The 26689-nt window shown below is 39.8% G+C and carries 22 protein-coding genes; 10 read left to right on the top strand and 12 right to left on the bottom strand.

Annotation, left to right across the window (positions count from 1 at the left end; genetic code table 11):
* Positions 1-17 precede the first annotated feature (17 nt).
* From DACET_RS13435 to DACET_RS13480, 10 genes are all read right to left on the bottom strand, one after another.
* Positions 18-2045, bottom strand: coding sequence for a DUF3732 domain-containing protein (locus tag DACET_RS13435; protein ID WP_013011914.1), 2028 nt, complete (start codon positions 2043-2045; stop codon positions 18-20).
* On the bottom strand, positions 2042-2494 hold the full coding sequence (locus DACET_RS16730; RefSeq protein ID WP_013011915.1) for a three component ABC system middle component: 453 nt from the start codon (positions 2492-2494) through the stop codon (positions 2042-2044). Before DACET_RS16730 ends, DACET_RS13435 begins: the two co-directional genes overlap by 4 nt.
* A complete protein-coding gene (locus DACET_RS13445; RefSeq protein WP_013011916.1) occupies positions 2487-3620 on the bottom strand; it encodes a hypothetical protein in 1134 nt (377 codons plus the stop codon). The genes DACET_RS16730 and DACET_RS13445 overlap by 8 nt, the downstream gene beginning before the upstream one ends.
* A gap of 123 nt (positions 3621-3743) precedes the next feature.
* Positions 3744-5033 (bottom strand): restriction endonuclease subunit S, encoded by a 1290-nt coding sequence (locus DACET_RS16060; protein ID WP_013011917.1) that lies wholly within the window; start codon positions 5031-5033, stop codon positions 3744-3746.
* A complete protein-coding gene (locus DACET_RS13455; protein WP_013011918.1) occupies positions 5017-6582 on the bottom strand; it encodes a type I restriction-modification system subunit M in 1566 nt (521 codons plus the stop codon). Before DACET_RS13455 ends, DACET_RS16060 begins: the two co-directional genes overlap by 17 nt.
* Before the next feature lie 127 nt (positions 6583-6709).
* Positions 6710-8860 carry a site-specific integrase gene (locus DACET_RS13460; RefSeq protein WP_169304245.1) on the bottom strand — a complete coding sequence of 717 codons (2151 nt, stop codon included), beginning with the start codon at positions 8858-8860 and terminating at the stop codon, positions 6710-6712.
* 140 nt (positions 8861-9000) lie between these two features.
* Positions 9001-11097 carry a hypothetical protein gene (locus DACET_RS13465; RefSeq protein WP_013011920.1) on the bottom strand — a complete coding sequence of 699 codons (2097 nt, stop codon included), beginning with the start codon at positions 11095-11097 and terminating at the stop codon, positions 9001-9003.
* Between the two features lie 3 nt (positions 11098-11100).
* Entirely contained in the window at positions 11101-12120 is a 1020-nt protein-coding gene (locus DACET_RS13470; protein ID WP_013011921.1) for a hypothetical protein, read from the bottom strand.
* A gap of 782 nt (positions 12121-12902) precedes the next feature.
* Positions 12903-13244 carry a helix-turn-helix domain-containing protein gene (locus DACET_RS13475; protein ID WP_013011922.1) on the bottom strand — a complete coding sequence of 114 codons (342 nt, stop codon included), beginning with the start codon at positions 13242-13244 and terminating at the stop codon, positions 12903-12905.
* Positions 13245-13382: 138 nt separating this feature from the next.
* Positions 13383-13784: a hypothetical protein gene (locus DACET_RS13480; RefSeq protein WP_041229990.1), complete on the bottom strand. Its 402-nt coding sequence runs from the start codon at positions 13782-13784 to the stop codon at positions 13383-13385.
* Between the two features lie 166 nt (positions 13785-13950).
* On the opposite strand from DACET_RS13480, the gene DACET_RS13490 reads away from it, so the two are divergent.
* A protein-coding gene (locus DACET_RS13490; protein WP_430640264.1) for an IS3 family transposase occupies positions 13951-15131 on the top strand; the annotation gives its coding sequence in 2 pieces (ribosomal slippage) (positions 13951-14229 and positions 14232-15131; 1179 coding nt in all).
* On the opposite strand, the gene DACET_RS13495 is transcribed toward DACET_RS13490, so the two are convergent.
* Together DACET_RS13495 and DACET_RS13500 are read right to left on the bottom strand one after the other, a co-directional pair.
* Positions 15128-16777, bottom strand: a complete 1650-nt coding sequence (locus tag DACET_RS13495) for a hypothetical protein (protein ID WP_041229991.1) — start codon at positions 16775-16777, stop codon at positions 15128-15130. The genes DACET_RS13490 and DACET_RS13495 overlap by 4 nt on opposite strands.
* A 351-nt stretch (positions 16778-17128) precedes the next feature.
* Positions 17129-18279, bottom strand: a protein-coding gene (locus DACET_RS13500; RefSeq protein WP_430640265.1) for an IS3 family transposase whose coding sequence is annotated in 2 segments (ribosomal slippage) — positions 17129-18045 and positions 18045-18279 — 1152 coding nt in all. Because the reading frame shifts where the segments join, the coding sequence is not laid out codon by codon here.
* A 143-nt stretch (positions 18280-18422) separates the two neighbouring features.
* On the opposite strand from DACET_RS13500, the gene DACET_RS13510 reads away from it, so the two are divergent.
* The 9 genes from DACET_RS13510 to DACET_RS13550 all read left to right on the top strand — a co-directional run bounded on the left by DACET_RS13510 (position 18423) and on the right by DACET_RS13550 (position 26679).
* On the top strand, positions 18423-18743 hold the full coding sequence (locus DACET_RS13510) for a CinA family protein (protein WP_052293539.1): 321 nt from the start codon (positions 18423-18425) through the stop codon (positions 18741-18743).
* Between the two features lie 61 nt (positions 18744-18804).
* Complete coding sequence (locus DACET_RS13515; protein WP_013011927.1) at positions 18805-19884, top strand: glycosyltransferase; 1080 nt, start codon at positions 18805-18807, stop codon at positions 19882-19884.
* Positions 19885-19891: 7 nt separating this feature from the next.
* Positions 19892-21232 (top strand): phosphohexomutase domain-containing protein, encoded by a 1341-nt coding sequence (locus DACET_RS13520; RefSeq protein WP_013011928.1) that lies wholly within the window; start codon positions 19892-19894, stop codon positions 21230-21232.
* A gap of 18 nt (positions 21233-21250) precedes the next feature.
* Positions 21251-22660 (top strand): mannose-1-phosphate guanylyltransferase/mannose-6-phosphate isomerase, encoded by a 1410-nt coding sequence (locus tag DACET_RS13525; RefSeq protein ID WP_013011929.1) that lies wholly within the window; start codon positions 21251-21253, stop codon positions 22658-22660.
* A gap of 5 nt (positions 22661-22665) precedes the next feature.
* The gene (locus DACET_RS13530; protein WP_013011930.1) at positions 22666-23460 is read left to right on the top strand and encodes an ABC transporter permease; all 795 of its coding nucleotides are present in this window, start codon (positions 22666-22668) and stop codon (positions 23458-23460) included.
* Positions 23457-24686: an ABC transporter ATP-binding protein gene (locus DACET_RS13535; protein ID WP_013011931.1), complete on the top strand. Its 1230-nt coding sequence runs from the start codon at positions 23457-23459 to the stop codon at positions 24684-24686. The genes DACET_RS13530 and DACET_RS13535 overlap by 4 nt, the downstream gene beginning before the upstream one ends.
* Positions 24686-25321: a PI-PLC domain-containing protein gene (locus DACET_RS13540; RefSeq protein WP_013011932.1), complete on the top strand. Its 636-nt coding sequence runs from the start codon at positions 24686-24688 to the stop codon at positions 25319-25321. Before DACET_RS13535 ends, DACET_RS13540 begins: the two co-directional genes overlap by 1 nt.
* Positions 25314-25955, top strand: coding sequence for an HAD family hydrolase (locus DACET_RS13545; RefSeq protein ID WP_013011933.1), 642 nt, complete (start codon positions 25314-25316; stop codon positions 25953-25955). The genes DACET_RS13540 and DACET_RS13545 overlap by 8 nt, the downstream gene beginning before the upstream one ends.
* On the top strand, positions 25948-26679 hold the full coding sequence (locus tag DACET_RS13550) for a glycosyltransferase family 2 protein (RefSeq protein WP_013011934.1): 732 nt from the start codon (positions 25948-25950) through the stop codon (positions 26677-26679). The genes DACET_RS13545 and DACET_RS13550 overlap by 8 nt, the downstream gene beginning before the upstream one ends.
* Positions 26680-26689 lie beyond the last annotated feature (10 nt).

The raw sequence follows: 26689 nt of genomic DNA on the forward strand, positions 1-26689 counted from the left end.
TCTTAATGTCGATTAATTTATATTAAAAGCTCTGGTGGCACGGGATGAATCAGCCCACGTTTGCGCCATCGATTTCTATTTACTAACGAATCAAACTCTACCCCATTTGAAAGTATAAGGTCATCTGCATGATCGGTAACAATGATCTGTGGACAAAAACCATTTTGTTGCTCAATCTTATTGCAGTATATAGATAACTGGCTAAACAGGTTTTCTACCGCTTGAATATCTTCGTCGACAGGTCGATCATTTTTTGTTCGTTGCTCCTTTTCCTGTTTTTTTTGTTCATCAAAGGATTCAGAATCATCACGATTGAAGTTTGGAAAATACACCTGTGTTGGCTGATCTAAAAAGAGGAGTGACGGTATTGAACATTTGTCACCCAATTGGACAAAGTATTCATGCAATGCTAGAAAAAGAGTCACATGGCTATATAACCAATTTGCACCGCTTCCCATTGACCTTAAATAAATTTCTTCATTCTTCGGCGTTAAGTGATAGAGGTCAAATGTTTCAAAAGAAAAATGTAGGTTTATTGGTTTGTAGCTGTCTTCAAACTCAAAATGGCTACCGATTTCAGCCATATATTCATTGACCTTTTTAGAAGCATTTTCTAACTCTTTTTGTACATCGTATTTTTTTAAGTCTTTGTTGATATCATTAAGCTGTTTGTTTCGTGCTTCGATTTGCTTTTCAAGCTCAGAATCATCTGTCATATTAAGAGTATCGAGAAGCATAATTAACTTAGCCTTCTGCATCAAAATGCTTTCATACAGACTCTTTTTTTCTGTAAGTTGGTTTTCTGATTTTTCAATTTCTGTTATCTGATGGTTTAGTGTGGCTAACTCGCTTCGAACAATTTCAATGTTTCGATTTACATCAACTAACGATGATTCAAATTTTGCTTTTATAGGACGTGCTTGTGCTAGATTTCCCGACACCTTGGTGATAGCTTGCTGTAGTTTTACGGCACTTTCTCGTAATGTATCTTTTTCTGTATGGCAAAATGGACAGATTGAAGCAGAGATATAGACATTTTTGGGTGAACTAAACTGTTTTATATTACAAACAAAACTTTTTTCTTCTTGAATGTGTTTGTTTAATGATGCTGCATCTCTTTGCAACTTTCTTAGATCCGATGTTTTTTGAGTCCTCTCCAACTTTAACTTGTTATATCGTTGGCTAACAGCATCAGAATCATAAATAATTTCTTCTGATACAATAATTTTGTCAAGTTGATCCTGTGCATCTTGTGGATGGCGAAGTACTTGCTGCAAAGAGAGTGGTTCTTCTTTAAATCCCATAAGAGCATACATTTGGCTCAAAACTGGGCCAATTCTTTCCTTGTACTTTTCAGCAGCACGTTTGTTCGTCTCTTTTTGACGTGCCAAACGCTTAACTTCTATACTTAGCCTTTCTTTCTCTTGTGACAAGTGAAAGTATTTTTGATCAACTAAGCCTAAAAATATCTTGGTATGATCAATTGCCTGGTCACGTTTTTCCTTTTCATCAAAACGGTAAAACAAAGCATGTTTATTAGCTACGAGATTCTGGTGCTGAAGTATAAATGATGAAAAGCTGCGTATTGATGGCGTTGCTGCTTTAGCATTAGACCGTCTATTGGCTCTAGCAGCTAGCGATTCATCAACATCATCTATATCCAGGAAAAACTCTCTTAAGTGTTTCTTGAACTCATCTAAAGGACGAAAATAGTTACTACTGAAGTAACCGCGATCAATATCCTCAGGATTAAACGATTCAACGCGACGAAAAAAAGCTTTATTTGTGATTTCAGGATTGCGAGCGATAACCATATCTTGATCATTAATAGAAAGAGCAACATAATAAATAGCGGCGCAATCGGTAATAATGCCCTTCGGAATGGTATTTTCACGACTGCCGAAGCAGTAATCAAAGATTTCAATTAGGGCACTTTTACCCGTCGAGGATTTACCCGTAACAACATTTAGACCCTTTTTAAAACTAACAGGGTGTTTTATCCCATGTTTTTCAATAACGCCAATTTCATAAATTAATGTTCTCATCTTGGTTTCACTCCTAAAAACGCATAAATTTCGACCACAGAGTGACCTTTGAATAATTTACCTAACTGTTCAGCTCTTTTTTGATTGATGCATGTTGAATCAGATTTATCACATGCACTAATAGATAGATTTTGTTCGTTTACGGATAACCAGTCATTTATCAAACAATAATTAATGCACTGTTCTGTTAATTCTTGAAATTCGTCGATTCGTTCTTGTAGATCATATAGTTTTGTGCGATCCTCGAAGATCGACCACATAGAGCTTCTAATATTAGAATTGTGTATTTTTTGACCAAAGAAAGGGTGACTGCATAGCGGTATCACCAAAGAAGCAAGTAAAAGATTATTCTCTGATTCGTCTAATGTAGCGTAAAACGAACTAAGATATGCCCCATATTCGAACGGGTTGTACTTAAGCTCATATAATGTTTCAATAATACTACTCATTATCAACCTTCCATTTTAAGTCACGCTCTTCATCATCCATAGCATCGTGAATTAGACCATTCTTGTATTCAAGTGGAGGTATATCATTACCCATATTCAGTGGTTGCTCTCCTATGGTCTTGTTATAAAGCAATTTTGAGCTTTTAATTGGATCAGTTGCTTCAAGTTTTGCACTTGAATAGGCGAGCTTATATTTTTTGACCAATTGGTTTTGGTAATTTATTGTCTTATCTTTATAGAGAGGGTACTCATCCAGCTGTTCAAAAAGTGAGTTTTGTAATTCAAGCCAATTGCCTACAGCTTCAGGAATCATTTCGTGGTGCTCAATCTCATTAATCTTTTGAACAAAAGCTCTGTCATTATGCTGTTCTACATCCTGTTCAGAAGCTTCAAATCCATGAAATACGGGAAAGGAGAATTCCTTTTTACACAGCAAAGAGGTCAATTCTTCGCACTTCGCAACAAATTCTTGATATTTGATGCTCCAAGACTGTTGAGTTGCCTGTGCATATACAAAGCCAATAAGTCCATACAAGTAGCTTTTTAGGTTATTTTTGGGAATGCCTATCGGTTTTGAAAGTATTTGTTTTTCCAATTCGTCACCATTATCAGCTTGCGTATATAATGTGACCTTGCCAAGGATATTTTTTAGAAATAATTTATCTGCCGCCATGACTTCTTTTTGTAATTTAATGATTGCAGAAGGTTCTTTAGCATTTAACTGAGCTTTAGTTCGTTCAGCAAAAATAGTTTCTAGTATTTCCAGACGTTTTTGTGCGCTAACTAAGTTCCACTCTTTTAGGCGAGTTGTGGCACCGAATACTTGTGTAGTGTGAAGTACTAAAGCTCCATATTGAGTGTGATCAAACTCTGGTGCTAACCAATTTTTTAAAGTCTTCCAAAGGTTTTCGTGATGATCAGTTAATGGAGCTGCATAATTTTTAACTTCAGTCTGTGTTGACTGCGCAGTGCTTGATGAAAGCAAACTTACATCCCCATCTCTTTCAAACCAAATAGACTGCCCATCTTCAAGCGAAAAGCACTTGTCTAGACCTATCAATACTTGATAATGAAAAGCTAAAGCTGTTGTTAATGTGGCATTTTTGGTTTTAGTTATCTCACTCATCACGTGGTCTCCAATTCATTACTTACACCATAGTTTGGCAATGTACTGTTGAGTACCGTGTAAGAATACGATAAGCCCATCCCTCAACAGTTCCTAATTGGTATTGAATGGTTTCGGCAGCAATTAGCATTTAGTTGCCTCCGCTTTGATCATTTTCTGAAGCAAGAGTATACGAGCCTTCAAAAGATATTCGCTTTGAGCGGATAAATTTTCCTTGTAGCAAATAAGGCTATCGGTAATCTCCTCGAAGCTTTTCATAGAATCGTTCTTGGGGATCAATATCTCAAATTCTTCAATATCACCTTTTGTAATTGCTTGTCTTGTTGATCCAGCTTCGCTGGATCCAAGTAGCTTTTGCTTGTAGATGGCAGAGCAGAGCGTAAATAGCAGGTAGCTTGATGACAATTTTTCGGGTTCCACCCTAACGATTGATACGTGCTGATTCACTCTAGCAGGTAATACATTAGAAGGAACTCTACAGCATCGAGCAACAGATACGCCCGTAATATTGAGAAGAACGTCTTTCTCCTTAACTTCAACATTATCCAGCTTAGTAGCCTGGGTACTATCTATAAATGCGAGATCCCTATATTGGAAATTGTAATCATGCACGTTAAGGCTTCGAATGAGAGAGATTCCAGATTTTTTGTAGGCAGATTTCCCTCCGCATGGAGTTGAGCCACTTCCTATTTTTGTGCATCTATTACTGAGCGTATCGTATTTCCATTCATCTGGAACATCTTGGTCTAGGTCATTATTCCATACCATTTTACCGCCGGAAGATCTGTATGGTTTGCCTTCCAGTTCTGGTTTGCCGATGGACTGTGCATATTCGGCTGTAATGGGAAATTCAAAATCTACGAACCAGTGTTTATAAAGAGTCTGTGCAGTTTCCTCAAGCTTTTGGCTGAGCTGTTCATTCAGCTTTATTCGATTAACAATTGTGTTGTATTCATCCACTATCTGCTGCTGCTTATCAGGATTAGGTACAGGCAGCTCAATATTACAAAAATCTTCCCACTCAAGACTCCCTCTTACACCACCAACAGCATAAAAACACGCTTCTCTGTCAAACTCTGATCTGCTCATCCACATCATTAAATATTCAGGTAATAATTCACAGTCGTCTATTATCTTAAAAACTGGATACGCTTGAGATATAATTGCCTCATCAAAATCAGTTAACAAAGCTACTGGAATTTTTCCATCTCTTCTGACCTGCATTAAGCTACATGCAAATTGACCTTTCTTGATAATCTTATATTTGCTCATATCTGAGCCCACAATATTGGCTACTGAAGGGATAAATATTTTATCCACAGTAAGCCCAAGTAATGTATTAACTTTTAAATCGTTATTACGCTTATCTACAAGCTGGATGTAGTTTCCAATCTTCTTATAGTTCGATTTCATAACCTAACTCTTTGAAAACTTTAAGCAATTCAGCTTTTGATTTTTCTTCTCCTTTCAGAAGCTCAGTAAAATCATCCTTAAGACTCCTCATCTTTTCATCAAAATCTATATCCTCATCCCTGTTAACGAACTCAATATATTTACTAGGGACGAGAGAGAAGTCTTTTGCTTTGATCTCATCAAAAGTTGCTGAATAACAGTATTCGGGTACATTATCAAATTCGTCATGAAATTGTTTTGTCTGCCATGTATGGAATGTTCGTGCAAATCTTTTTATATGGTCTTCGTGAAACTGAATGTATTTTTTCTCAAAGGGCTCGCCTTCCTGACGTAAATCCATAAACAGAACTTCTTTCTCTCTACTCCTATACTCTCTAGTTGAATCAGGAATATTAACAACTCGCTCTTTTTTATTCTTGTTTATTATCCAGAGTGTTACACTAATATTTGTTGTATAAAACATGTTTTGAGGCAGAATTATTATCGCCTCAACAAGGTTATTCTCTATTATCTTCTTACGTATTTTATACTCGTCTCCACCACCAGACAGAGCACCATTCGCAAGAATGAAGCCAGCAACACCGTTTTCAGAAAGCTTAGAAACCATATGAAGGATCCAGCCATAGTTAGCATTTCCAACAGGAGGAGTCTCATATCCATTCCAGCGAGGGTCACTTGTCAGTTCGGTACCTGCACGCCAATCTTTTTGATTAAAAGGTGGGTTAGCCATAATATAATCTGCTTTCAGGTCTGGGAACTGGTCATTAAGAAATGTATCTTTACCGATCTCACCAAGGTTTGCAGAAATCCCCCTGATAGCAAGGTTCATCTTAGCCAGTTTATATGTTGCCGCTGTTAGTTCCTGACCGTAGATAGAAACATCTTTCCTGTTGCCTTTGTGGGCATCGATGAACTTCATCGACTGGACAAACATACCGCCAGAACCACAGCAGGGGTCATATATCTTTCCTTTGTAAGGTTCGATCATCTCAGCTATAAGATTTACTATACTCTTCGGAGTATAGAATTCTCCTTTCCCTTTACCTTCTGCCAGAGCAAATTTACTGAGAAAGTATTCATATACCTTGCCAACGATATCCCGCTCTTTGTCTTTCAGAGTGTCTATGTTGCTTATGGTGTCAATGAGTGCGGCAAGCTTGCTTGTCTCAAGCCCCAGTCGGGAGAAGTAATTATCTGGAAGAGCTCCTTTAAGAGCTGCATTATTCTTTTCAACTGTGGAAAGAGCAGTATCAACTATCAGAGCTATATTGCTTTGTTTAGAGTTCTTTTTGATATGACTCCAGCGTGACTCCTCTGGCAGATAAAACACATTCCTCATGGTATAAAACTCCACCATGTCGGTGTACTTTTCTTTGCCCTCAGCTATCAGTTCTTTCTTTCGCTCTTCAAATTTATCACTGGCAAATTTCAGGAATATCAGACTCAATACCACATGCTTATACTCCGAAGGTTCTACACTCCCTCGAAGCTTATTAGCTGAATCCCATAAGATTTCTTCATCTCTTTTGCCGTTTTTCTGTTTTGCCATTTATCCCGCCTCATAATAAGTGATTTTATAACCACATCATATATTAAACCATATTATTTACTATTTGAAAACCATAACACACATGTTGCAGATCCAATTATATAGGATAAAGCATTCTATATATAACCTATAATTTTGATATTAATTCTATCACATTTTTTTTAAGCCGCATACCATGTGGTTTTTGTGTAAAAGTCTCTCTATGAAGGGTATTATCATTTACTCCTTGTATTAAATTACATATTTGCTTTGATGTCATATACTGTCTTCCATTATCAGCTTCTCTGATAAAATACTCCGCAAAGAAATCAAGCGTATGGATATACCTCTCTATCGTTGTTTCCGGCCCGGCATGCCCCATAAACTTTGCAAGATTATGGAATAGTGTAGACCGGCGATAACCCGTACCAATTAACTTCTGAAACCTACCCAAGTCGCTTGGAGGTACATGTAAACTTCTAAAACCTGTAGGAAGGTATTTCTTAGCCCCCGGGTAGTAAATTAGCATCAGCTCAGTCGCCAGCCATGAACAACAGCAATGCCTCAACGAATGAAATGAAAGTGTTTTTTCATTAAACATCTTCTTTAGCAGAGTGGCTATATTCTGTATATATGGCGAGAGATCTTGTGCGATCAGTTTGTAGTTAAGCTTACCCTTCTTTTCACCAAGACGTTTATTCCAATAATTTTTTATTATTTTTCTATGGTGTTCAGGAACCATATGCTCGATAGGGACATTGCGCCTGCCTGCTGCTGTCTTTGATTTTGCTACTCTTATAATAGCCTCTATGTCAAAATTGAAACTGTGCAAATGCAGTTTTCCTATTTCAAAACGACGCAATCCACAATAGAAACCTAAAATGCATAACAATTCTATAATCTTATATGCTTCTGCTGTTTCATGCTTTTTAATCTCTTCTAAACACATGTCTAACTCGAGTGGAGTTATAAGGAGCGGCTTAACATTAGAAGATGTACCCTCGAGCTCCGGAGACTTCAGAAACTCATTTATGATACTTTTATCATCAGTCCGTTTCGGCAGATACCAAGCCAAAAACGCTTTAACCTTACGAGTCATATTACCGCCGGAGTGTTTTCGCACATCACGATCTACCTGAACAATATCTACAAATAAACTATAAAGCTCATCAAAATCGTACTCACTTAAGGGTGTCTCGTCACAAACCTCCATAAGTAACGAACTAAACTTAATATAGTATGTATAAATAGTTGATACCGCTTTTTTACTGCTGAGCAAATCCATCACATACGCGACAAGCAAACGGAATGTTTCATTACCATTTAGCAACTCTTCATTCCCCTCAATAAACCCCTTCATTTCACTCTTAATCTCCTGTTTCCTTTTCTTAGGATTAAGTATTTTCTGGACTTCTTTCATCGCTTTGACATATTGATTACTCATGCTCTGCTTAACTGGTGGAGCAAACTTCGTTTCTTCTGGTTCATCCTCTGGAACGTCATTCATACTAACACGTTTTTTTCTGTACTCAGCCCAGTTCATATGCTCAAACCTACTCTGTTTTACTGAGTAATAGTTGACCGACTTGCTTAATACCGTAGAGATCACAGGAGGAATCTTTTCTGAATTACATATTCTGGCTACCTGTATGAGTTTAGAATAACTCATCTTTTTATCGTCAAAAAGCTTTACAAGCCACCTGCGGAAGTCATCTGATGTAAAATCTGAAAATGGACATTCATCTTTGTTTTGTTTCAATATGATTGCCAGCAGAACCTGAGCTGTTAAAGACAAAGGGACTCGTACGGATCTATTTTCAAGTTTCTTATCTTCTGCTGTTATCAGATACGTATGCTCATATTTTATCTCATATGGCTTGTCCTCGAACTGGCTTCTTTTGACAACCCTAAGTGACTTTATGAGATTTGGAAATGTAACAAACGACTGAGTCACAATTGCAAATGCAAATGCACAGCAAAGTTCATTGTAGTAATCATTCTGCTCATAAATCTCAGCAGCAAGATATCTCGTTGCGAATTCTTTGCTGATCTTCAAATACTTATTTCTTTGCTGAACAGCATCCTCACTAAATTTAAAAGATAATTCCCGAACCTCCTTCTTCGGTATCGAAGGTATTTTGCAGTCCAAAATATCTTGTTCATTCAGATATTTTATAAAAGAGCACAGAACCCTTTGCGTGATATTATCTGCCTCATTTTCGTTGAGGATTTTCATTTTTTTGATGTACTTTCGGAGGCGATCTTCCTCTATTGTAACTGGCAACTTTTTATTAGTCACAAGAGGGTAAAGCACCTCATCAATTTTATGGAGAGTATCTATTTCTATCTCAATATTCTTATTCCGTTTACTATTCTGCTCACATTCCATACGCACACACAAAGCGGCGTGGTAATCACGTACACAATCAATATATATATTCATTTGATCACCTCATATCCGCATTCCGCTAATAACTTGCTTTGCATTGTAATAATCTCTAACTGAACCTCCGGCATATCAGCAAATGAAAATATGTTATTCAGTTCAATCCCATCAGTAACATGCCCAAGCCAGTAATTTGCAATCTCATAATCAAAGTTCTTTTGCATAAGATTTGTTCGCAAAAAGTGCCTGCAAAAGTTCATGACAATGCAGTTCCTCTCAATGCCTATTCTGCTTAGATAGCGAGATTCAACTGTACCCTTGTCGTAATATCCAAGCTTATCCTTATGACCTAGATGATAAAGAAGATCAGTCAGCTCAAAATATTCATAAACAGGTGTTATATACCCTGCAATACTGACAGTTTCTCGATATCGTTTCAGTATTCTGAATTGTTCTTTTATGTCATCACACAAATCTACAATTCTATGCTCTTGCTTTCTTTGGCTGTCTTTATCTCTCAAAATTACATGACTGAAATCTGACGCTATCAAAGATTTTGATTCCGACGCAATACGCCGCAGGGAGCTTGTAAGCTGCAGTCCTATATACGTATAGAATGAAAGGATATTGAGCTTTTCTTTTAGCTTAATTTCTGAGTAATACAGCTCTCGTATATTCTTAAAAATATATTGCATTGTCTCTACTTCTGGTACAGCTCTACTGCCATAATTTTCATTGTAAACACACGCTTGTTCTGGAAGCATGGTAAGCTCTGTGAAACCAAGCCTATGCAGCAGCTCGGAAACAACATCTGCAAATCGATTCCCTATATATTCTGCTGAAATACGTGTGTAAAACGTCTGAGTAAAAGAAGTTTCTGCGAATGTATTTGAAATATACGCGATAGTCAGGTCATTCTGTCCGCAGACATCAGAAGCAAATGCTCTGAAAAATTTTCTGATTCGAGCCGGTGTAATGTGCGTGTAATTAATATGATTAAATGCATTGATATGCTCTTTTATATCATTCAAAGACAGCCTTTCTGGCAACTCTATGCTCTGTACGAGTTCACATAAAAACGCTGGCAGTACAACTTTCACCTTAAGACGAGTGTTCTGACTATATCGCGACATGCTCTTAAAGCTCTTGCTATGATATCCTACTTTATGCAGATGAAACCAATAGTAGTCCTTGTCTTCACTTAGCTTTATGCTTCGATATTTATTACCACGTAATATCTTCGACCAGTCATCGACATCAACGCCACTCAAAGCCGAAAGTATAAGAAGAGCCGTGATAGGATGCTGCCTTCTTTGATAATCATCTAACAACTTTTTCATTTCATGAAGCTGAACGACATCATAGTCATAGATGCTTACAACTCGAGATTGACGAACGAACTGCGTGGTCTTTTCATAGAAATACTTCTTTACTTCAGATGTGGGACAATATGTCCACGCGGGTACTATATAGTTTCTAACTGAGTTATCAGCTGATACTTCAACCTGTGAATGGCTTGCACTTAAGATTTGAAGATACGAATTATCTCCACCATGACTTTTGATCCGAAAAAACTTACGAATCCTCTTGCCACAGATTCGAGTATAAGAGTTCCCCTCCTCCCAAGCATCATGCATTATTTTATCAAAGCGCTCTATATGCTTTTCATCTTGTTCTACGATCGTATCCAGCATGTCAGAAAAGATTATCTCGTGGATATTAATCACTTTTCCTGTCCTTTGCAGATATGCATCAGCACTTGCAACAAATACACGGGCAGCCAATGAGGCATTATAAAATCGCTGGTGGATGTTATTGGGATACTGCTTATCGAAATCAACAAGTTTATGATGTATCTCATATGCGTAATACTGATAAGCTTCGTGCTGGCAAGCATCTATATGAAATCCAATCAGTATATTCTGATCAGACTTATTAAGCGTTTTCCCTACTTCGATAGAAGTAAAATGTTCATAAAGACTCGCCACATATTCAATTGAAATATCATCTAACTCGTCATCGTCAAATGACTCATGCAGCCAGTATATTATCGCTGGTAAAAGCTCATCGTAATTCTCTTTAGCAAGTGGAAGGGGGCACTGGATAAAATCCAGTGCCTCCATGATTCTTTTAGTGACTAGCTCTTGCATACATCACCCCAAAACCGGCATGATCGCATGCTTATAAAGCTTACTCTTTGTTTTTGCACATTTGTCACTACTTGCTACACAATAGCGTCCATCAAGCACAAACTTAAATTCCTCAACGCCAATATTTGCATGGAAAACCCCATTGTTTTTAGATATCGTTGTGCGATTTTCGGTTATATCACCCTTAGGGTTTTTGCTAAAAGTATTGACGATTCCCCGGTTAAGAGAATCATTCAGATTGATGTATATAATCAGAGAGCAAAGATCAAAACAGTAAAAGTTCTGGTTTTTGGCTACCATAAACGATGTCTTTTCGATAACGTTTGACGTATCTTCATATACTTTATATTTATCTCCATAAATAGGTTTGTAATTCAACAACTCCGCTGATCCATCAGTTATCAGCTCAAGCAGCCTGATACGCCCTGAGGAGTCAAAAGACACCTCAACTTCATCCCCATCAAGACATAGCCAGTGTGCCTTTAAGACAAAATCTGCAGTTTTATGCCGCTTTTTCTTCTTACCTTTGTCCTGCGCAAAGTTGAATATTGTCGCATGTTTGAAGATTGTAAGCATGTCAGCCACTTTCTCTTTAGTTGTAGCTCCGCTGTCCATGAGTAGCATTGCACCTTTTGCAACATCACTTTTCCAAGCATGGCGGACGGTCTCTGCGAGCATGATATTGTAGAGTCCATTATTTGACAGAACCCTCCGGTACATGTTGTCAAATAAATCCCGCAAAATCAAAGATGCAACATCCTGTGCATCTACAGCCTCCATGATTCTTACACGAACCTTTTCAACACCAACTTTCAAAGCACATAAATATGTTGCTAATCCATACACCAGATAATAGCCCCTACTATTTTCATAAACAGTTAGCTGATGCGTAACATTACGAAGTTCAAAATCAGCTTTATCGACCATCGGGGCAAAAGTCAGCTTGTCAATATCTGACCAATACTTCTTATACTCATCTAGCTTTACATCAGCTAGCATCAATAGTTGTGTTCTAAACTTCATAAAACACCACCACGCACCTATATACGTAATTTCTACATACAGCAACATTCGTATGCTCGTATTTATGCACGCTCATAACACATCTCCTTTTATAAGCAATTGATGTACTGCTGAAATTACGATGGTGCACTTTGTAGTTTTGATTTGTTTTTAGACGGAAATGTCTAATTTTGGACGCAAATCAACTGTCAGATTTGCAATTTTGATGGTTTTGATATATTAATTAGAAACAATGATGCGCGGTTACTCATTGTGATTATTTTGCCTTCGCCTGCCGTGCCAGACTAATCTCTTGCTTTTATGGTGGTGGAAATGACATCGCTATGTACCACACGTTCAATAGGTGCAACGCCTATTGCTTAATCAAAAAGCTCGTAGGTTTTGTAAGCAGTGGACTGACCATCAATGCTATCGCATTATTTATAAGCCTTGTCGAGCCGTACTTACTTTATTTTTTGTTATTAATATCTAACTGTAATTTTCTTTTCACCAGACCGGCTTAAAGTCAGGCAAAAAAAAGAATCAGAGCTGATTTGCAGAAAGCTCATCATGACCGTCATTAGCTACAAGCTCCTAATTCTGTTCATGATTCACTTCAAGCTAGATATAATTGTTTTCTTATCCCATCGTCATATTCAGCTGTCAAACATCTAAGTCTATTATACATAAAAGTTTCATTTATCTCTAGCAATAATTGATCTCTTCCCGTACAGGATTAAAAATGACTATTTTAACAATTTCACACTACTTCATTACCGTACGGTAATATGTACTACCTATCTCTATGCGCTAATCAGTGCTTCATAAGGAATATCCAGATCATTATGAAGATTTTTGATCATACGGATGGTCAGACTTCGTTTTCTATTCAGGATTTCGCTAGCTCTGTTTGCACCGCCAAGTGTTTTGGCAATATCTTTATTGGAAAGTCCCATTTGCTCCATGCGGAATTTAATCGCCTCTACAGGGTCTGGAGTGTCTATTGGGAAATGCTCTTCTTCGTACTTTTCCACAAGGATTGACAGTATCACAAGTTCATCAAGATTCTCTTCGCTGTCCATCAGGGCATCTATTCTCGCAAGTGCTTTCTCATAATCGGTTTCATTTTTAATCGGCTTTATCATTTCAAACCTTTTTAGCGTCCACTTTGTTATACTCGGCATGTGTGCCGACAAATACGTAACAGTAGAACCATAGAATTTAAATTACTTATCAAAATATACATTATTAGCGACTCACTATAACAAGTGTATGAGCATAAGTTAACTGTTGCGATTTTTTAATTTATCGATAAACACCTTACTTCTGAGCTTGGCTCTTTCAAGAATACTTGTGTAAGAAATAACTTCAGTATACAGGGAACCATGCTCCTTGTTCAGCCCAGTCACCTTCTGATAAGGCCTAAAAAGATAATCAAAGGATTCTGCCGATGTAAACTCAGGAAATCTTCTTTGTATAGCAAAATCATCAAACTTTTCACCAATTAGGTACCCATAATAAGTAGTAAACCCAAATTCATCCGATGAAAAATTGTGAATCAAAGAAGCATAATCCGTAATCTGATCGATATGCTTAGCAGCATCTACTTTTGGATCTTTAAGCTCGATTATAATGCACTTCCTCTCCTTAGGAAAAAGCAAGATATCAGGCTTTTTATCATACAAGTCTTTGTCGAAATAAAAACGTTTTTTCTCAAGTTCCTCATCAAGATCATCACTAAAAAGCTTTTTGCCATTTATAGCAATATCTTTAAATTTACAATCAGAAGAGGTGGTCCCAGAAATCTGTACAGTATGCTAAGGTGGAAAAAGCATATTGGAGGACCACACGATGTCAAAAGCAAAACGTACCCGTTACTCAGCCGAGTTTAAATCAAAAGTAGCCCTTGAAGCTCTGCGAGAAGAGCTGACCTTATCGGAATTATCAGCCAAGTATAATGTTCATCCGAATCAGATTTCTAAATGGAAGAAAGAAGCCATCGAAGGGATGGCTACAATCTTTTCCAATAAGTCCAGCAAGTCGGAAGAAATATCAGAAGCAGAGATAAAGGATCTGCATGCAAAAATAGGACAACTGACGGTGGAACGAGATTTTTTGCAACGAGCCTTCGGGAAACGGTAAGTATTTCTCGGAGGAAGTTTATGATAGAGAATTCTGGAAGCAAGCTTTCAATCAGTAAGCAGTGCCGTCTTCTTAGTATCAGTCGCTCCAGCTTTTATTATCAAGAGTCTGGAGAATCGGCTTTGAACCTTGAGCTTATGCGTATCATAGACGAGCAGTTTATGATGTCACCGGACTTCGGCTCAAGACAGATGACCAAGGTTCTTCAAAGGTATGGATACAATGTTGGTCGTAAGCGTGTCCGCAGACTTATGAAGAAGATGGGAATAGAGGCTGTTTATCAGAAGCCTAAGACCAGTAATCCGCATCCTGAGCATAAAAAGTACCCATATCTGCTCAGGGGGCTGGATATAGACCGCCCTAATCAGGTTTGGTGCTCAGATATTACTTATATACCCATGAGGCGTGGATTTCTCTATCTTGTGGCGATTATGGATTGGTATAGCAGGAAAGTTCTCACTTGGAGACTTTCAAACAGCCTTGACTCTGATTTCTGTGTTGCTGCACTGGAAGATGCTCTTGAGAAATACGGGACGCCTGAAATATTTAATACTGATCAGGGGAGCCAATTTACCAGCTATGAGTTTACACAGACTCTTAAGGATGCTGGTGTTAAAATATCTATGGATGGCAGAGGCCGCTGGATGGATAACGTCATGATTGAGCGTATCTGGCGAACATTAAAATATGGGTTTGTATATCTCCACGCTTTCGATAACGGACACGATCTGAAGAGAGGACTGGGGAGCTGGATCAACATGTACAACACTAGAAGACCTCATTCTTCTCTGGGAGACAGGACACCATATGAAGCTTATAACGGATTAGAGATTCAGATTTGGGAAAAAGATGATAGAATGACTGAGAGTTTACACCTTATTTCAGTCTAAAAACTGTGCAGGATATGGGGACCACCTCTAGAAGAACCTTGAAAATATACATACTCTTCACTAAATAACCAAAGATCGCTACCAGACGGATCTTGAGTATTTTGTTTAAAAATAAGGCTATGCAGTAAACTCTCATCACACTTTTTATCTGACTTCAACTTACTTAGAGTGTATTCAAACAGTTCTAAAACTGCAATCCGCCTAGAAATATATCTAGACAAACTCTCTTTATTAACAGCTGGAATATGTTTTGAAATATTTTTAGACGCTTTTTTCAGTAGTCTTAAATAGTCCTCTGACTTAGGTGACAAATTTTTAATATAATCGAGCTGTTTTTTTATACTCGCATCTTGTCTCGCTGCTTTCACGGCATTAACTCTATACACTTTTTTCAATATCTCTCTATCATTATCTTTTGGAGAAATATCAGCTTCAGCAATCGACTCGTCATCAAGTAAAAACATGTCTTTAAGAGCATTTAAATCTTGGTCTCTTTCAATAACTTTATCTCTAAGTTCTGAAAATTTTTCTAGAATAATACTACATGACTGAGACTGAATATCTTCTAATAAGACGACCTCTTGATAAGCAAACAAGGACATTTGTCCGCCCTGTCCTTGTGCCAAATTAATGAACTGCTTTTTATCATAAATTTCAAGTTCACCTCTTGTATCATCAGAATGCTCATCAAGATAATCTCCAGAAATTAAAAATAGATAGCGTTTATCATTAATTGTGTCCGTTTCTGACAGAATCTTTAAGTCAATTTTATTTTCAGCAATCTCTCCTTTACAAGTCAGCTTCAATTCATTCTGTGCTAATATCTCCTCATCTATTACAAAGCAAGTTAAAGACATTTTTGTTGATTCATCTGTATAAAGGACATCTTGGTTTTCGGCGGAAAATTTTGAGTAAGAGACATCTATGTCTGTTTTCAACTTTTCCTCAGGAATATCCGTATCAGATATTAGATCACTATCAATCAGCGTCTCATCCAAATATTCCTCAAGCTTTAACATAGGTAAAGAATCTCGATTCAGGCAAAAAGTTAAAAGAAAGTGATTTATGAGTTTATTCTTTATAAAAGCAATATTAAGCTTGTGGTATTCATACTCATCTTTCTGATCCAATAACTGAGTAAATTCCACTTTACTACCTTTACCTATACCTTCCTCTATTGCTTCAGTCTTTATATGATACACAAGGGCATTTTTCTTTTTGAAATCTCCTTCTTTTGACATTTTGAAGGTTCGTCTTATAAGCTTACCATTCTCTTCATAACAACTTTCAAAATTAGCCCACCTAAAAAACTTTACATACTGCAAGCGTCCAGAACCTTTATTTAATTTTCCTTTTCTGTCATCCTTGTAATTTAAAAATCTCTCCCAATTTTCTTCATTAAAACCAACACCTGAATCACTAATTTCAATCTTATTAAAAATAGAATCATCTGGATCAGTAGGGTTAGTTCTTTTATAAAGTCGAATAATGATCTGATTTTCATGCACTGGATTAGGCAGTGATTCGTAAGAATTAACAAAAGCTTCTATAATAGGTCTTAAGTAATCATTGCTCTTTTTTATTTCACTCTTAAGTACGCCTTCATAATGTATACCCAAAGCTTTCACATATGTGTTATCTTTCATAGAGTTTACTCACTAACATAATAGGTTATAGTAGCATCTTTTTTGTTCTAAAAGCAAACAGTCATAATAATGACGACCGACACGAAACTAAGGCCACATTTGGGCAGAAGGATTTTGGACACATTTGTAAGATATTGATAAATTGACAGAATAAAATTTAATGGCGGAGGAGCACAGAAAGCAAAGAGTGTCCAATATTGGAGCGTTATGTCTCCGAAAGTAGCACTCAGCAAGGGATTCCATTTTTGGAGTCTCGTTTCATATTTGTGGATTTGCTCCAATTTTGGAAGAAAATGGCAGAAATTTGGCAGAAAAATAATTGATCATTTCGACCTTTGAATCGCCACTGAATTAGTAGACACTTTTCTTGTTTATATCATAGTTCTTTTCAAATTCAACTGGAGATAGATATCCGTTGTTTCCGTGACGCCTAATCGGATTGTAAAACATCTCGATATAGTCAAAGATATCCCGCCTTGCTTCTTCTCTATTTTTATAGATCCTTCGCTTTATTCGCTCTCGCTTCAAGAGCTGGAAAAAGCTCTCAGCAACAGCATTATCGTAACAGTTTCCTCTCCTGCTCATACTGCATGTAAGGTTGTGTGTCTTTAGAAAGCTTTGCCACTCAGAGCTTGTATACTGGCTGCCCTGATCAGAATGTATGATCACATTATTATCAGGCTTTCTGCGCCACACAGCCATAAGTAGAGCCTTTAAAACTATATCTGAATGCATCCGATGTTGCATTGACCATCCGATAATCTGACGAGAGAATAAATCGATCACTACTGCCAGATACAACCAGCCTTCATAAGTGCGAATGTAAGTAATATCTGTTACCCAAACCTTATTAGGCTCGGATACTGCGAAATCCTGCTGAAGATAATTATCTGCTATATGAGATACATTGCCTTTAGAATATCTTGGCTTACGGTAGCCGACCTGAGACTTGATGCCAGCCAGCCTCATGAGCTTATGTACACGATTCTTGCCGCAAGATTCACCCAATTCCATCAGATCAGTATAAATCTTACGGTAGCCATATACTCCGCCGCTCTCTATCCAGTATTGCTTTACGAGTCCCATTAGGTGTTCATCACGCTTCTGCCGTCTACTTTTAGGCTCTTTTACCCAAGAGTAGTAACCACTAGGATGAACACGCATAACTGAGCAGAGCCTTGTCACAGCGTGGTCAGTTCGGTGTTCATAAATGAATGCGTACCTTACTGGGACTCTTTGGCAAAGTACGCTGCGGCCTTTTTTAAGATGTCCCTCTCTTCAGTGACTCTACGTAGCTCTTTCTTTAAACGGTTTATTTCGGATTGATGATCTGACTGGATTTTATAATCGGAATTGTCTGAACCATATTTCTTAATCCAGTTGTAAATACTGCTGGGGTTGACGTCAAGCCTAGAAGCTACGTCATTCACTTTGTGGCCTTGTTCTGTGATTTGTTTGACTACTTCAATCTTAAATTCATCTGTGTAACGTTTGCCATTCATGGAGCACTCCTGATAGTTGTAATTTATAACTCAGAAGTCTCTACAAAACTAGGGGCGATTCACTGCTGGAGGACTATGCGACAAAGCTGAAAGACAGCTTCCCTAAGCACTTTATAGGATTTGGCGACGACGGGCTGGCTGCTGTGCTGATCCGCACTTTGAAAGACAAAGGGGTGACCATCGCAACAGCAGAGAGCTGTACAGGCGGAATGATCGGCGCAGACCTGACATCTGTGTCTGGCTCAAGCGAAGTGTTTATGGGCGGGATCATCAGCTACAGCAATGATGTGAAGGAGCGCATACTCCGAGTGCCGAAGAACATCATGGTGAACCACGGCGCAGTGAGCGAAGAGACAGCAAAGGCTATGGCTGTTGGCGCTGCGAATAATATGCGCACCAGAGCGATGAAAACAGCATTGCGAGAGATGACAGATCTGTTGAAAAAGTTAAATTGTGCAAGATAACTTGTGTCGATGGGCTATTTCATCTACAATCACCGACTGAAAAGAAAAACGGGTGGTTCTTTTGAAAAGAATTCTTCATTTATATAAAGAGTTTTATCCTGTCAGCGGAGGTATCCAGCAGGCTATCAAGTCTGTGGTAGAGCTGACTCCTGAATACGAGCATACTATCCTGACCACCAGCAGCGAGCTGGATGGCACAGAATCTCTGTATGGGGCAAAGGTGATCTATTGCAAAAAACTGGCAGAGATCATGTCCACACCAATCACATTCAAATATATCTCCACAGCTAGAAAGCTGATAAAGGAGCACGATATCGTTTGTGCTCACTATCCATACCCCATGAACGAGCTGGTTCTTCTGGGGCTGAAACCTAAAAAATTAATATACTTTTGGCATTCGGACATAGTGTCACAAAAGATCGCGAAGCATGCGGTTTATCCTTTTGTACGTATGGCACTGAAGAAGGCTGACAAGGTGTTCATCAGCTATCCGGAAATGGCAACTAACTCTGATGTGCTAAACGCCTTTGCCGACAAGACTGTCGTCAGCTCCTACTATGTGGACACCACTCAGACCGAAGCGAGCACAGATGATGTAAAAGCGAAATACGGCAGATATATGCTGGGGATCGGACGACTGGTTCCTTACAAGGGCTTTGACTATATGATCAGAGCTATGAAGGATATAGGCGATATGAACCTTGTCATTGTCGGCTCTGGACCTGTGCAGGAAGAGCTGGACGGGCTCATCACAGAGCTGGGGCTTCAGGAGAGGGTCTTTATAGTGAATGGTGTGACAGACGACCAGCTAAAAATATTCTGTAAAGGGTGCGAGTTTTTTGTCTTCCCTTCATGCCTGCCCAGCGAGGCTTTCGGCATAGCGACTCTGGAGGCAATGGTGTATGGCAAGGCTGTGCTGAACACATGGCTGCACACAGGTGTTAACTATGTTGCCAGAGATGGTGAGGAAGCTGTCACAGTCGAGGCGAAATCGGCTTCTGCACTGGCATCTGGGGCAAATCGGCTTGGTTTAGATGTTGAATTAAGAGACAATCTGGGATATAATGCTAAGTTACGTGTGGAAAGTTTTTTCACTAAAGAGAAAAGACGCAGTGCGCTCCTTAGTGAATTTGGAGATTGAGGGGAAAATGTTTAAAGCTTATGACGTGAGAGGAAGAGTTCCTGAAGAACTGAATGAAGAGATTGCATACCGCATAGGTGCTGCTTATGCGGAAGTTATAAAGCCTGAAAAGGTAGTTGTAGGAATGGATGTCAGAGATTCTAGCGAAATGCTCTCCGCTGCTCTGGCAAAGGGTCTGACCGATATGGGTGTCGATGTTTACGACATTGGGCTCTGTGGTACAGAGGAAGTCTACTTTTCTACATTCCACTACAAACTGGACGGAGGGATCATGGTGACAGCCAGTCACAACCCTCTGGGATACAACGGAATGAAGTTTGTCCGTGAGCAGTCGAAGCCTATATCCGGCGACAGCGGGCTGAACGACATCCGCGACCTTGTGCTGGGTGACATAGTCTTTAACCCTACACCAAACAAAGGAAAAATAGAAAAACTGAGCCACAGAGATGAATACATCAAGCATCTTCTGGGCTATGTAGATACAGCATCACTCACCAAGCTGAAGATAGCTGCAGACCCTGGTAACGGATGTGCGGGTGTGGTGATGGAAGAGATCGAAAAGTTCCTGCCGTTTGAGTTTGTGCATGTGCACTATCAGCCGGACGGGACATTCCCTAATGGCATCCCGAACCCACTGCTGGAGGAGAACAGAGCCAGCACCGCAGAGGCTGTGAAGAGCAGCGGAGCAGACCTCGGTATTGCTTGGGACGGCGACTTCGACAGATGTTTCTTCTTTGACGAGAATGGCGAGTTTATCGAGGGGTACTACCTCGTCGCTATGCTGGCGGAAGAGATGCTGAAGAGCGACAAAGGGGCAAAGATTGTCCATGACCCAAGGCTGATGTGGAACACTGTGGATGTTGTGAACGCTGCAGGGGGCGAGCCTGTGATGAGCAAGACAGGGCACGCCTTTATCAAAGAGCGCATGAGACTGGAAAACGCTGTATACGGCGGAGAGATGAGTGCGCATCACTATTTCAGAGACTTTGCATACTGCGACAGCGGTATGATACCTTGGCTGCTTGTTGTTTCCCTGCTGAGCAAGAAGGGATGCAGCCTGTCCAGCTTGGTCGAGGGATACATCGCAAAATTCCCATGCAGCGGTGAGATCAACAGCACAGTGGATGATGCAAAAGCTAAGATCAACATGATCGAAGAAAAGTATAAAGACGCTGCTGTGGACGTTGACTATACCGACGGGCTGAGCATGGCTTTCGAAAACTGGCGCTTTAACCTGCGTATGTCAAATACTGAACCTCTTCTCCGCTTAAATGTCGAAAGCAAGGGTGACATAGCCCTGATGGAAGAGAAGCGTGACGAGCTCCTTAAACTGATAAGAAACAATTAATATATAGACGGGTGCATTATGATCAATTTTTTACTTTGTGGTGGAAGCGGAACAAGGCTATGGCCTATCTCCAGAAAAAACTTCCCTAAGCAATTCTGCAAGTTAATAGGTGAACAATCTCTGTTTCAGAACACGATATCCAGAAATCTACCTAACTGTTCCAGACAGATGATTATTGCTAATAAAGAAAACGTATTCATGGCTATGGATCAGATAGAAGAAGCAAAGGGGACAGGTGCAGGTGTGCGCTATGTGCTGGAGCCTGTTGGACGAAACACAGCTCCTGCTATCGCTCTGGGCTGTTTCTATTGCGACCCTGACGATGTGATCCTCGTGACACCCACAGACCACATGATCCAGAAGCTGGACATATACGAAGAGACCCTGCAGATGGCGCAGGATGCAGCGAAAGCTGGCTATATTGTTACATTCGGTATAATGCCTACTGCACCAGAAACTGGCTATGGTTACATCGAGAGTGAAGAGAGCAGCGAACCTGTGCGTAAGGTTGTCTGCTTTAAAGAGAAGCCGGATGCAAAAACTGCTCAGGAGTATGTCGACTCCGGCAGATTCTATTGGAACAGCGGTATGTTCTGTTTCACTGCTAAAGTCTTCCTCGAGGAGCTGGAAAAATATGCTCCGGAAATTTATAACAAAAGTAAAAAGGCCTTTGAGGCTAGCTTGATAGAAGACGAAGTATGCAACGTTGACATGGACGACATGCTGGCTATCCCATCAGACAGCATCGACTATGCTGTTATGGAGAAGAGTGACTGTGTGAAGGTCATCCCTTCATCCTTTGTGTGGAATGACGTGGGCAGCTATGACGCTCTGGAGACGGAGCTTCCATCTACAGAAGATGGCAATACCGATCTGGACCATCACATCAGCATCAATTCCAAGAACAACATGATATATTCCGATAAAGTTATCGCCACTGTGGATGTCGAGGATCTGATCATTGTCGACACCATAGACGCTATGCTGATAGCGAAGAAAGGCAGCTCCCAAAAGGTAAAAGATGTAGTAAACATGCTGAACAAGCGTGGAAAATCAGATAAAAAATACTCTCAGCTCACTGAGATACACACCACGGCTTATCGCCCTTGGGGATCCTACACAGTGCTGGAGGAACACCCAAGATTTAAGATGAAGCGCATAGTCGTGAAGCCGGGTAAGAGGCTCTCTCTGCAGAAACACCATCACCGTAGCGAGCACTGGGTTGTTGTCAGCGGCTCTGCTCTGGTGACAAAAGGCTCGGAAGAAATCTTTCTGAAGCCTAATGAGTCTGTATACATCAACATGGGTGAGGTACACCGCATGGAAAACCAAGGCATGATCGACCTTGTATTCCTCGAGGTACAGGTAGGCGAATATCTTGGAGAAGACGACATAGTCAGGCTGGAAGATGACTATGACAGGAGCTAGACACTGTGGGTAGCTTGTTAAAACAGATAATAAGCTATAGAATGTTTATTATCTCATCCATAAAGTCAGACTTTAAGATTAGAACAGCCAGAAGTAAGCTAGGTTTCCTGTGGATAGTGATACACCCTTTGGTTCAGGTTTTGGTATACGCCCTTATACTTTCCAACGTGATGGCTGCCAAGCTCCCCGGGATCGATAATAAGTATGCATATGCCATATATTTGATGGCAGGCATCCTCGGATGGACAATGTTTAACGAAGTCCTGATGCGATGCGTCGGTATATTTCTAGATAATGCCAATTATGTGAAAAAGCTTGTTTTCCCCAAGGTTGTGCTCCCCATAATTGTGGCAGGAGTATCCCTGATAAACATGTCTATTCTGCTCGTTTGCACAATAGGCATATTCCTTCTGCTCGGGTTTGTCCCTGGGATCAACATATTTTGGCTCCCCTTACTGCTCGCAATTACTTTGCTCTTGGCTATCAGCGTGGGACTAGTGCTGGGCATACTTAATGTCTTTGTGCGGGATGTCGGTCAGATTGTACAGGTTTTACTTCAGTTTTGGTTCTGGCTAACTCCGATTGTTTATATGCGATCAATTATCCCAGAAAATTTAAGATACGTTCTCAATTTCAACCCTTTGGTTCCTATCATCGAATCATTTCAGAATGTTATCCTTTTGAATGAAAAGCCGATGTTTGTTCCACTTGCGATCATATCAGCGGCAAGCTTTGCTCTGCTGATTTTTGGACTTTTCCTTTACAAAAAGGCGTCTCCTGAGATGGTGGATGTGCTATGAGCAGGATCGCAGCTAGAAATATCAATAAGACATATAAATATTATAAAAGTGAGATCAGCAGATTTCTTTCTTGGTTCGGGTTTAATTCCACACCGTCAGAAAGCTATGAGGTTCTGAAAGATATCAGTTTCTTTGTAGAACCCGGTGAGGCTCTCGGTGTTGTCGGTGAAAACGGTGCAGGAAAGAGCACTCTGCTGAAAGTTCTCACCGGAATTGTAAAACCAACTTCTGGAGAAGTGCAGGTGAATGGTCGCGTTGCAGCCATACTGGAGCTTGGAATGGGCTTCAACATGGACTTTACCGGCAGGCAAAATGCAAAAAATGCACTTGGCATGATGGGGTTTTCTCCTTCGGAGATCGATAGAGTGCTACCAGAAGTTGAAGATTTTGCTGAAATTGGTGAGTATTTTGATCAGTCTGCCAGAATGTACAGCAGCGGGATGCTGGCAAGGGTTGCCTTTGCAGTGGCGATCGCATTCACTCCCGATGTTCTGATTGTAGATGAGGCATTGAGTGTCGGAGATGTATATTTTCAGGGGAAATGCTTCCAAAAAATGCTAGACATAAAAAACAGTGGTACGAGTATATTGCTTGTATCCCACGATATGCAGTCGGTATGTTCCTTTTGCGACAGAGCTCTGCTGCTAAAGAAAGGGACTGTTGCTGCATACGGAACACCAAAAGACATTGCTCAGAAATACGAAAGAATGGTCAATTCTTACTCCAACAGAGATGTGGAGATAGAGCCGCTGAACACCGCGCGCCAAGTAGAGACTGATACAGTAAAAGCTAAGCTCATCAAAGCAGAAATTCTGGGAAAAGATGGCGAAAATAAAAAGAATTTTGTCAGTGAAGAAGGTGTAAGCCTGCAATTCTCTTATCAGATATTAGAAGATCTGAATGACGCTCATTTCGGCATAAGGATCACAGACAGGCTTGGTAACTCTGCTTTTGAAACCAATACATACTGTATGCGTGAGCAGGGCAAACAGCTGAAGAAGGGCGATATTGCAGAAGTAAGCTTCGATTTTGACATCAATATCATATCGGGCGCTTACACGGTGGATGTTGCCATTGCAAACGAAGGACATAGTGACACATTCTTTAGAGAGTATATATCCATGGATAATAATGTTCTGATCATTGATGTGGTACCTAACAAAGACAGTATTATTTACCACGGATACTGCAACCTGAAGCCAAAAGTCACTGTCAGGAGCGTGTAATGATTGTTTTGTCACATAGAGGCTACTGGAAAGACACACATGAGAAAAATACTCCTATAGCTTTTAAAAGAAGCTTCGAGCTGGGCTTTGGAACCGAGACAGACTTTCGTGATCTGGACGGAGAACTGGTTATATCCCATGACATGCCACGAAAAGGGGACTGTATTTCTGCAAAAGAATTCTTTGACATATATTCAGAAATTGGGAAAGGGCTCCCCCTCGCTCTGAATATAAAGGCGGACGGACTTCAACAAAAGCTTATGGATTTGCTCAGCGAATACTCTGTAACAAATTATTTTGTTTTCGATATGTCATTGCCAGATTCGCTGCAGTATATTAAATATGATATAATTGCATTTACCAGACAGAGTGAATACGAGCTAGATCCAGCTTTTTATGACAAAGCAGCTGGTGTCTGGATGGATGAGTTTCATGGACACTGGATTGATGAAGCAAAAATTAAACAACACATAAATGCCGAGAAACAGGTGTGCATTGTCTCACCTGACCTGCACAAAAGAGACTATCAAGCCGAATGGCGCGAATATAAAGAAATAGATAAAAAGCTTGATTCTGAAAAGCTTATGATTTGCACAGATTATCCAGAAGAGGCGAGGTTGCATTTTAATGAATAAAATAAAAGCAGTAATATTTGATATGGACGGAGTATTGATAGAGGCTAAAGACTGGCACTATGAAGCACTGAACAAGGCATTGATGCTCTTTGGAATGGAGATCAGCCGTTATGAACACCTGGTGACATATGACGGCTTGCCTACAAAGAAGAAGCTCGAAATGCTTAGCATGGAGCGTGGGCTCCCCAGAGGTCTGCACAAGTTTATAAATGACATGAAGCAGCAGTACACCATGGAAATAATATACTCCAGCTGTAAGCCAAGATTCTTTCATGAGTATGCACTTTCAAGGCTCAAAAATGAAGGCTACCGTATGGCAATATGCTCAAACTCAATCAGAAAAACCATCGAGGTTATGATTCAGAAGGCAGCACTGGACGGCTATATAGAGTTCTTCCTTTCTAATCAGGATGTTACAAAGAGCAAGCCAGACCCAGAGATGTATACAACTGCTATTGCGCGAATGGGGCTGGATCCTAAAGAGTGCATGATCGTTGAAGATAATGAAAACGGCATAAAAGCAGCTAGAGCCAGCGGTGCTAATGTCATGATAGTTGACACAGTAGAAGATGTTAACTATCAGAATATTAAAAAACATCTATTAGAATTTGAAGAGGAAATGTCCAATGCTTAATATAATGATTCCGATGGCGGGGGAGAATAAGTTTTTCCCTGAGGGTGAATTCGTTTATCCAAAGCCTCTGATTGAAATCAACGGCGAAATGATGATTCAGCATGTCATAGAGAATTTGCAGAAGATTGATGATGATGTTGTTTTTACTTTTGTTGTAAACAACTCTGACTGTGCTAAGTTTCATCTGGATAATACACTGAACCTGCTTACCGACGGTAAATGTAATATTGTCAAAGTCACAGGCGAAACAAAAGGTGCTATCTGCAGTTGTTTGCTTGGGATTGACAACATAGATAACAACGATCAACTTATTATCGCCAATATGGATCAGGTGATCAATGCTGACCTTCGTGATTGTGTGAAAAAGCTTTCGCAGTTTGACGCTGGCGTCATAGCTTTTGAGTCCACACACCCACGCTGGTCGTATGTTCGACAGGATGAAAACAACATGGTGGTTGAGACCGCTGAAAAAAGACCAATCAGCAAAAGTGCTATTGCAGGCTTTTACTATTTCAAGCATGGCAAAGACTTTGTCAAGGCAGCTATGCGCACAATAGAGAAGGATGCTTCCTTAAACGGAATGTTCTACACATCTGCTACGCTCAATGAGCTAGTTCTGGATAATAAGAATATTGGACTTGTGCACATTGAAAACAAAGATTATGTGACATTCTATACCCCTAGAAAGGTAAAAGAGTACGAGTCCAGACTCATCTGTAACTAATAATATCGAG

The sequence above is a fragment of the Denitrovibrio acetiphilus DSM 12809 genome (genome assembly GCF_000025725.1).
Classification (GTDB): Bacteria; Chrysiogenota; Deferribacteres; order Deferribacterales; family Geovibrionaceae; genus Denitrovibrio; species Denitrovibrio acetiphilus.

What these genes read in the sequence shown, in the direction of transcription:
- DACET_RS13435 (WP_013011914.1), bottom strand. Translation starts at nt 2,045, where the DNA reads ATGAGAACATTAATTTATGAAATTGGCGTTATTGAAAAACATGGGATA.
- DACET_RS16730 (WP_013011915.1), bottom strand. Translation starts at nt 2,494, where the DNA reads ATGAGTAGTATTATTGAAACATTATATGAGCTTAAGTACAACCCGTTC.
- DACET_RS13445 (WP_013011916.1), bottom strand. Translation starts at nt 3,620, where the DNA reads ATGAGTGAGATAACTAAAACCAAAAATGCCACATTAACAACAGCTTTA.
- DACET_RS16060 (WP_013011917.1), bottom strand. Translation starts at nt 5,033, where the DNA reads ATGAAATCGAACTATAAGAAGATTGGAAACTACATCCAGCTTGTAGAT.
- DACET_RS13455 (WP_013011918.1), bottom strand. Translation starts at nt 6,582, where the DNA reads ATGGCAAAACAGAAAAACGGCAAAAGAGATGAAGAAATCTTATGGGAT.
- DACET_RS13465 (WP_013011920.1), bottom strand. Translation starts at nt 11,097, where the DNA reads ATGCAAGAGCTAGTCACTAAAAGAATCATGGAGGCACTGGATTTTATC.
- DACET_RS13470 (WP_013011921.1), bottom strand. Translation starts at nt 12,120, where the DNA reads ATGAAGTTTAGAACACAACTATTGATGCTAGCTGATGTAAAGCTAGAT.
- DACET_RS13475 (WP_013011922.1), bottom strand. Translation starts at nt 13,244, where the DNA reads ATGATAAAGCCGATTAAAAATGAAACCGATTATGAGAAAGCACTTGCG.
- DACET_RS13495 (WP_041229991.1), bottom strand. Translation starts at nt 16,777, where the DNA reads ATGAAAGATAACACATATGTGAAAGCTTTGGGTATACATTATGAAGGC.
- DACET_RS13520 (WP_013011928.1), top strand. Translation starts at nt 19,892, where the DNA reads ATGTTTAAAGCTTATGACGTGAGAGGAAGAGTTCCTGAAGAACTGAAT.
- DACET_RS13525 (WP_013011929.1), top strand. Translation starts at nt 21,251, where the DNA reads ATGATCAATTTTTTACTTTGTGGTGGAAGCGGAACAAGGCTATGGCCT.
- DACET_RS13535 (WP_013011931.1), top strand. Translation starts at nt 23,457, where the DNA reads ATGAGCAGGATCGCAGCTAGAAATATCAATAAGACATATAAATATTAT.
- DACET_RS13540 (WP_013011932.1), top strand. Translation starts at nt 24,686, where the DNA reads ATGATTGTTTTGTCACATAGAGGCTACTGGAAAGACACACATGAGAAA.
- DACET_RS13545 (WP_013011933.1), top strand. Translation starts at nt 25,314, where the DNA reads ATGAATAAAATAAAAGCAGTAATATTTGATATGGACGGAGTATTGATA.
- DACET_RS13550 (WP_013011934.1), top strand. Translation starts at nt 25,948, where the DNA reads ATGCTTAATATAATGATTCCGATGGCGGGGGAGAATAAGTTTTTCCCT.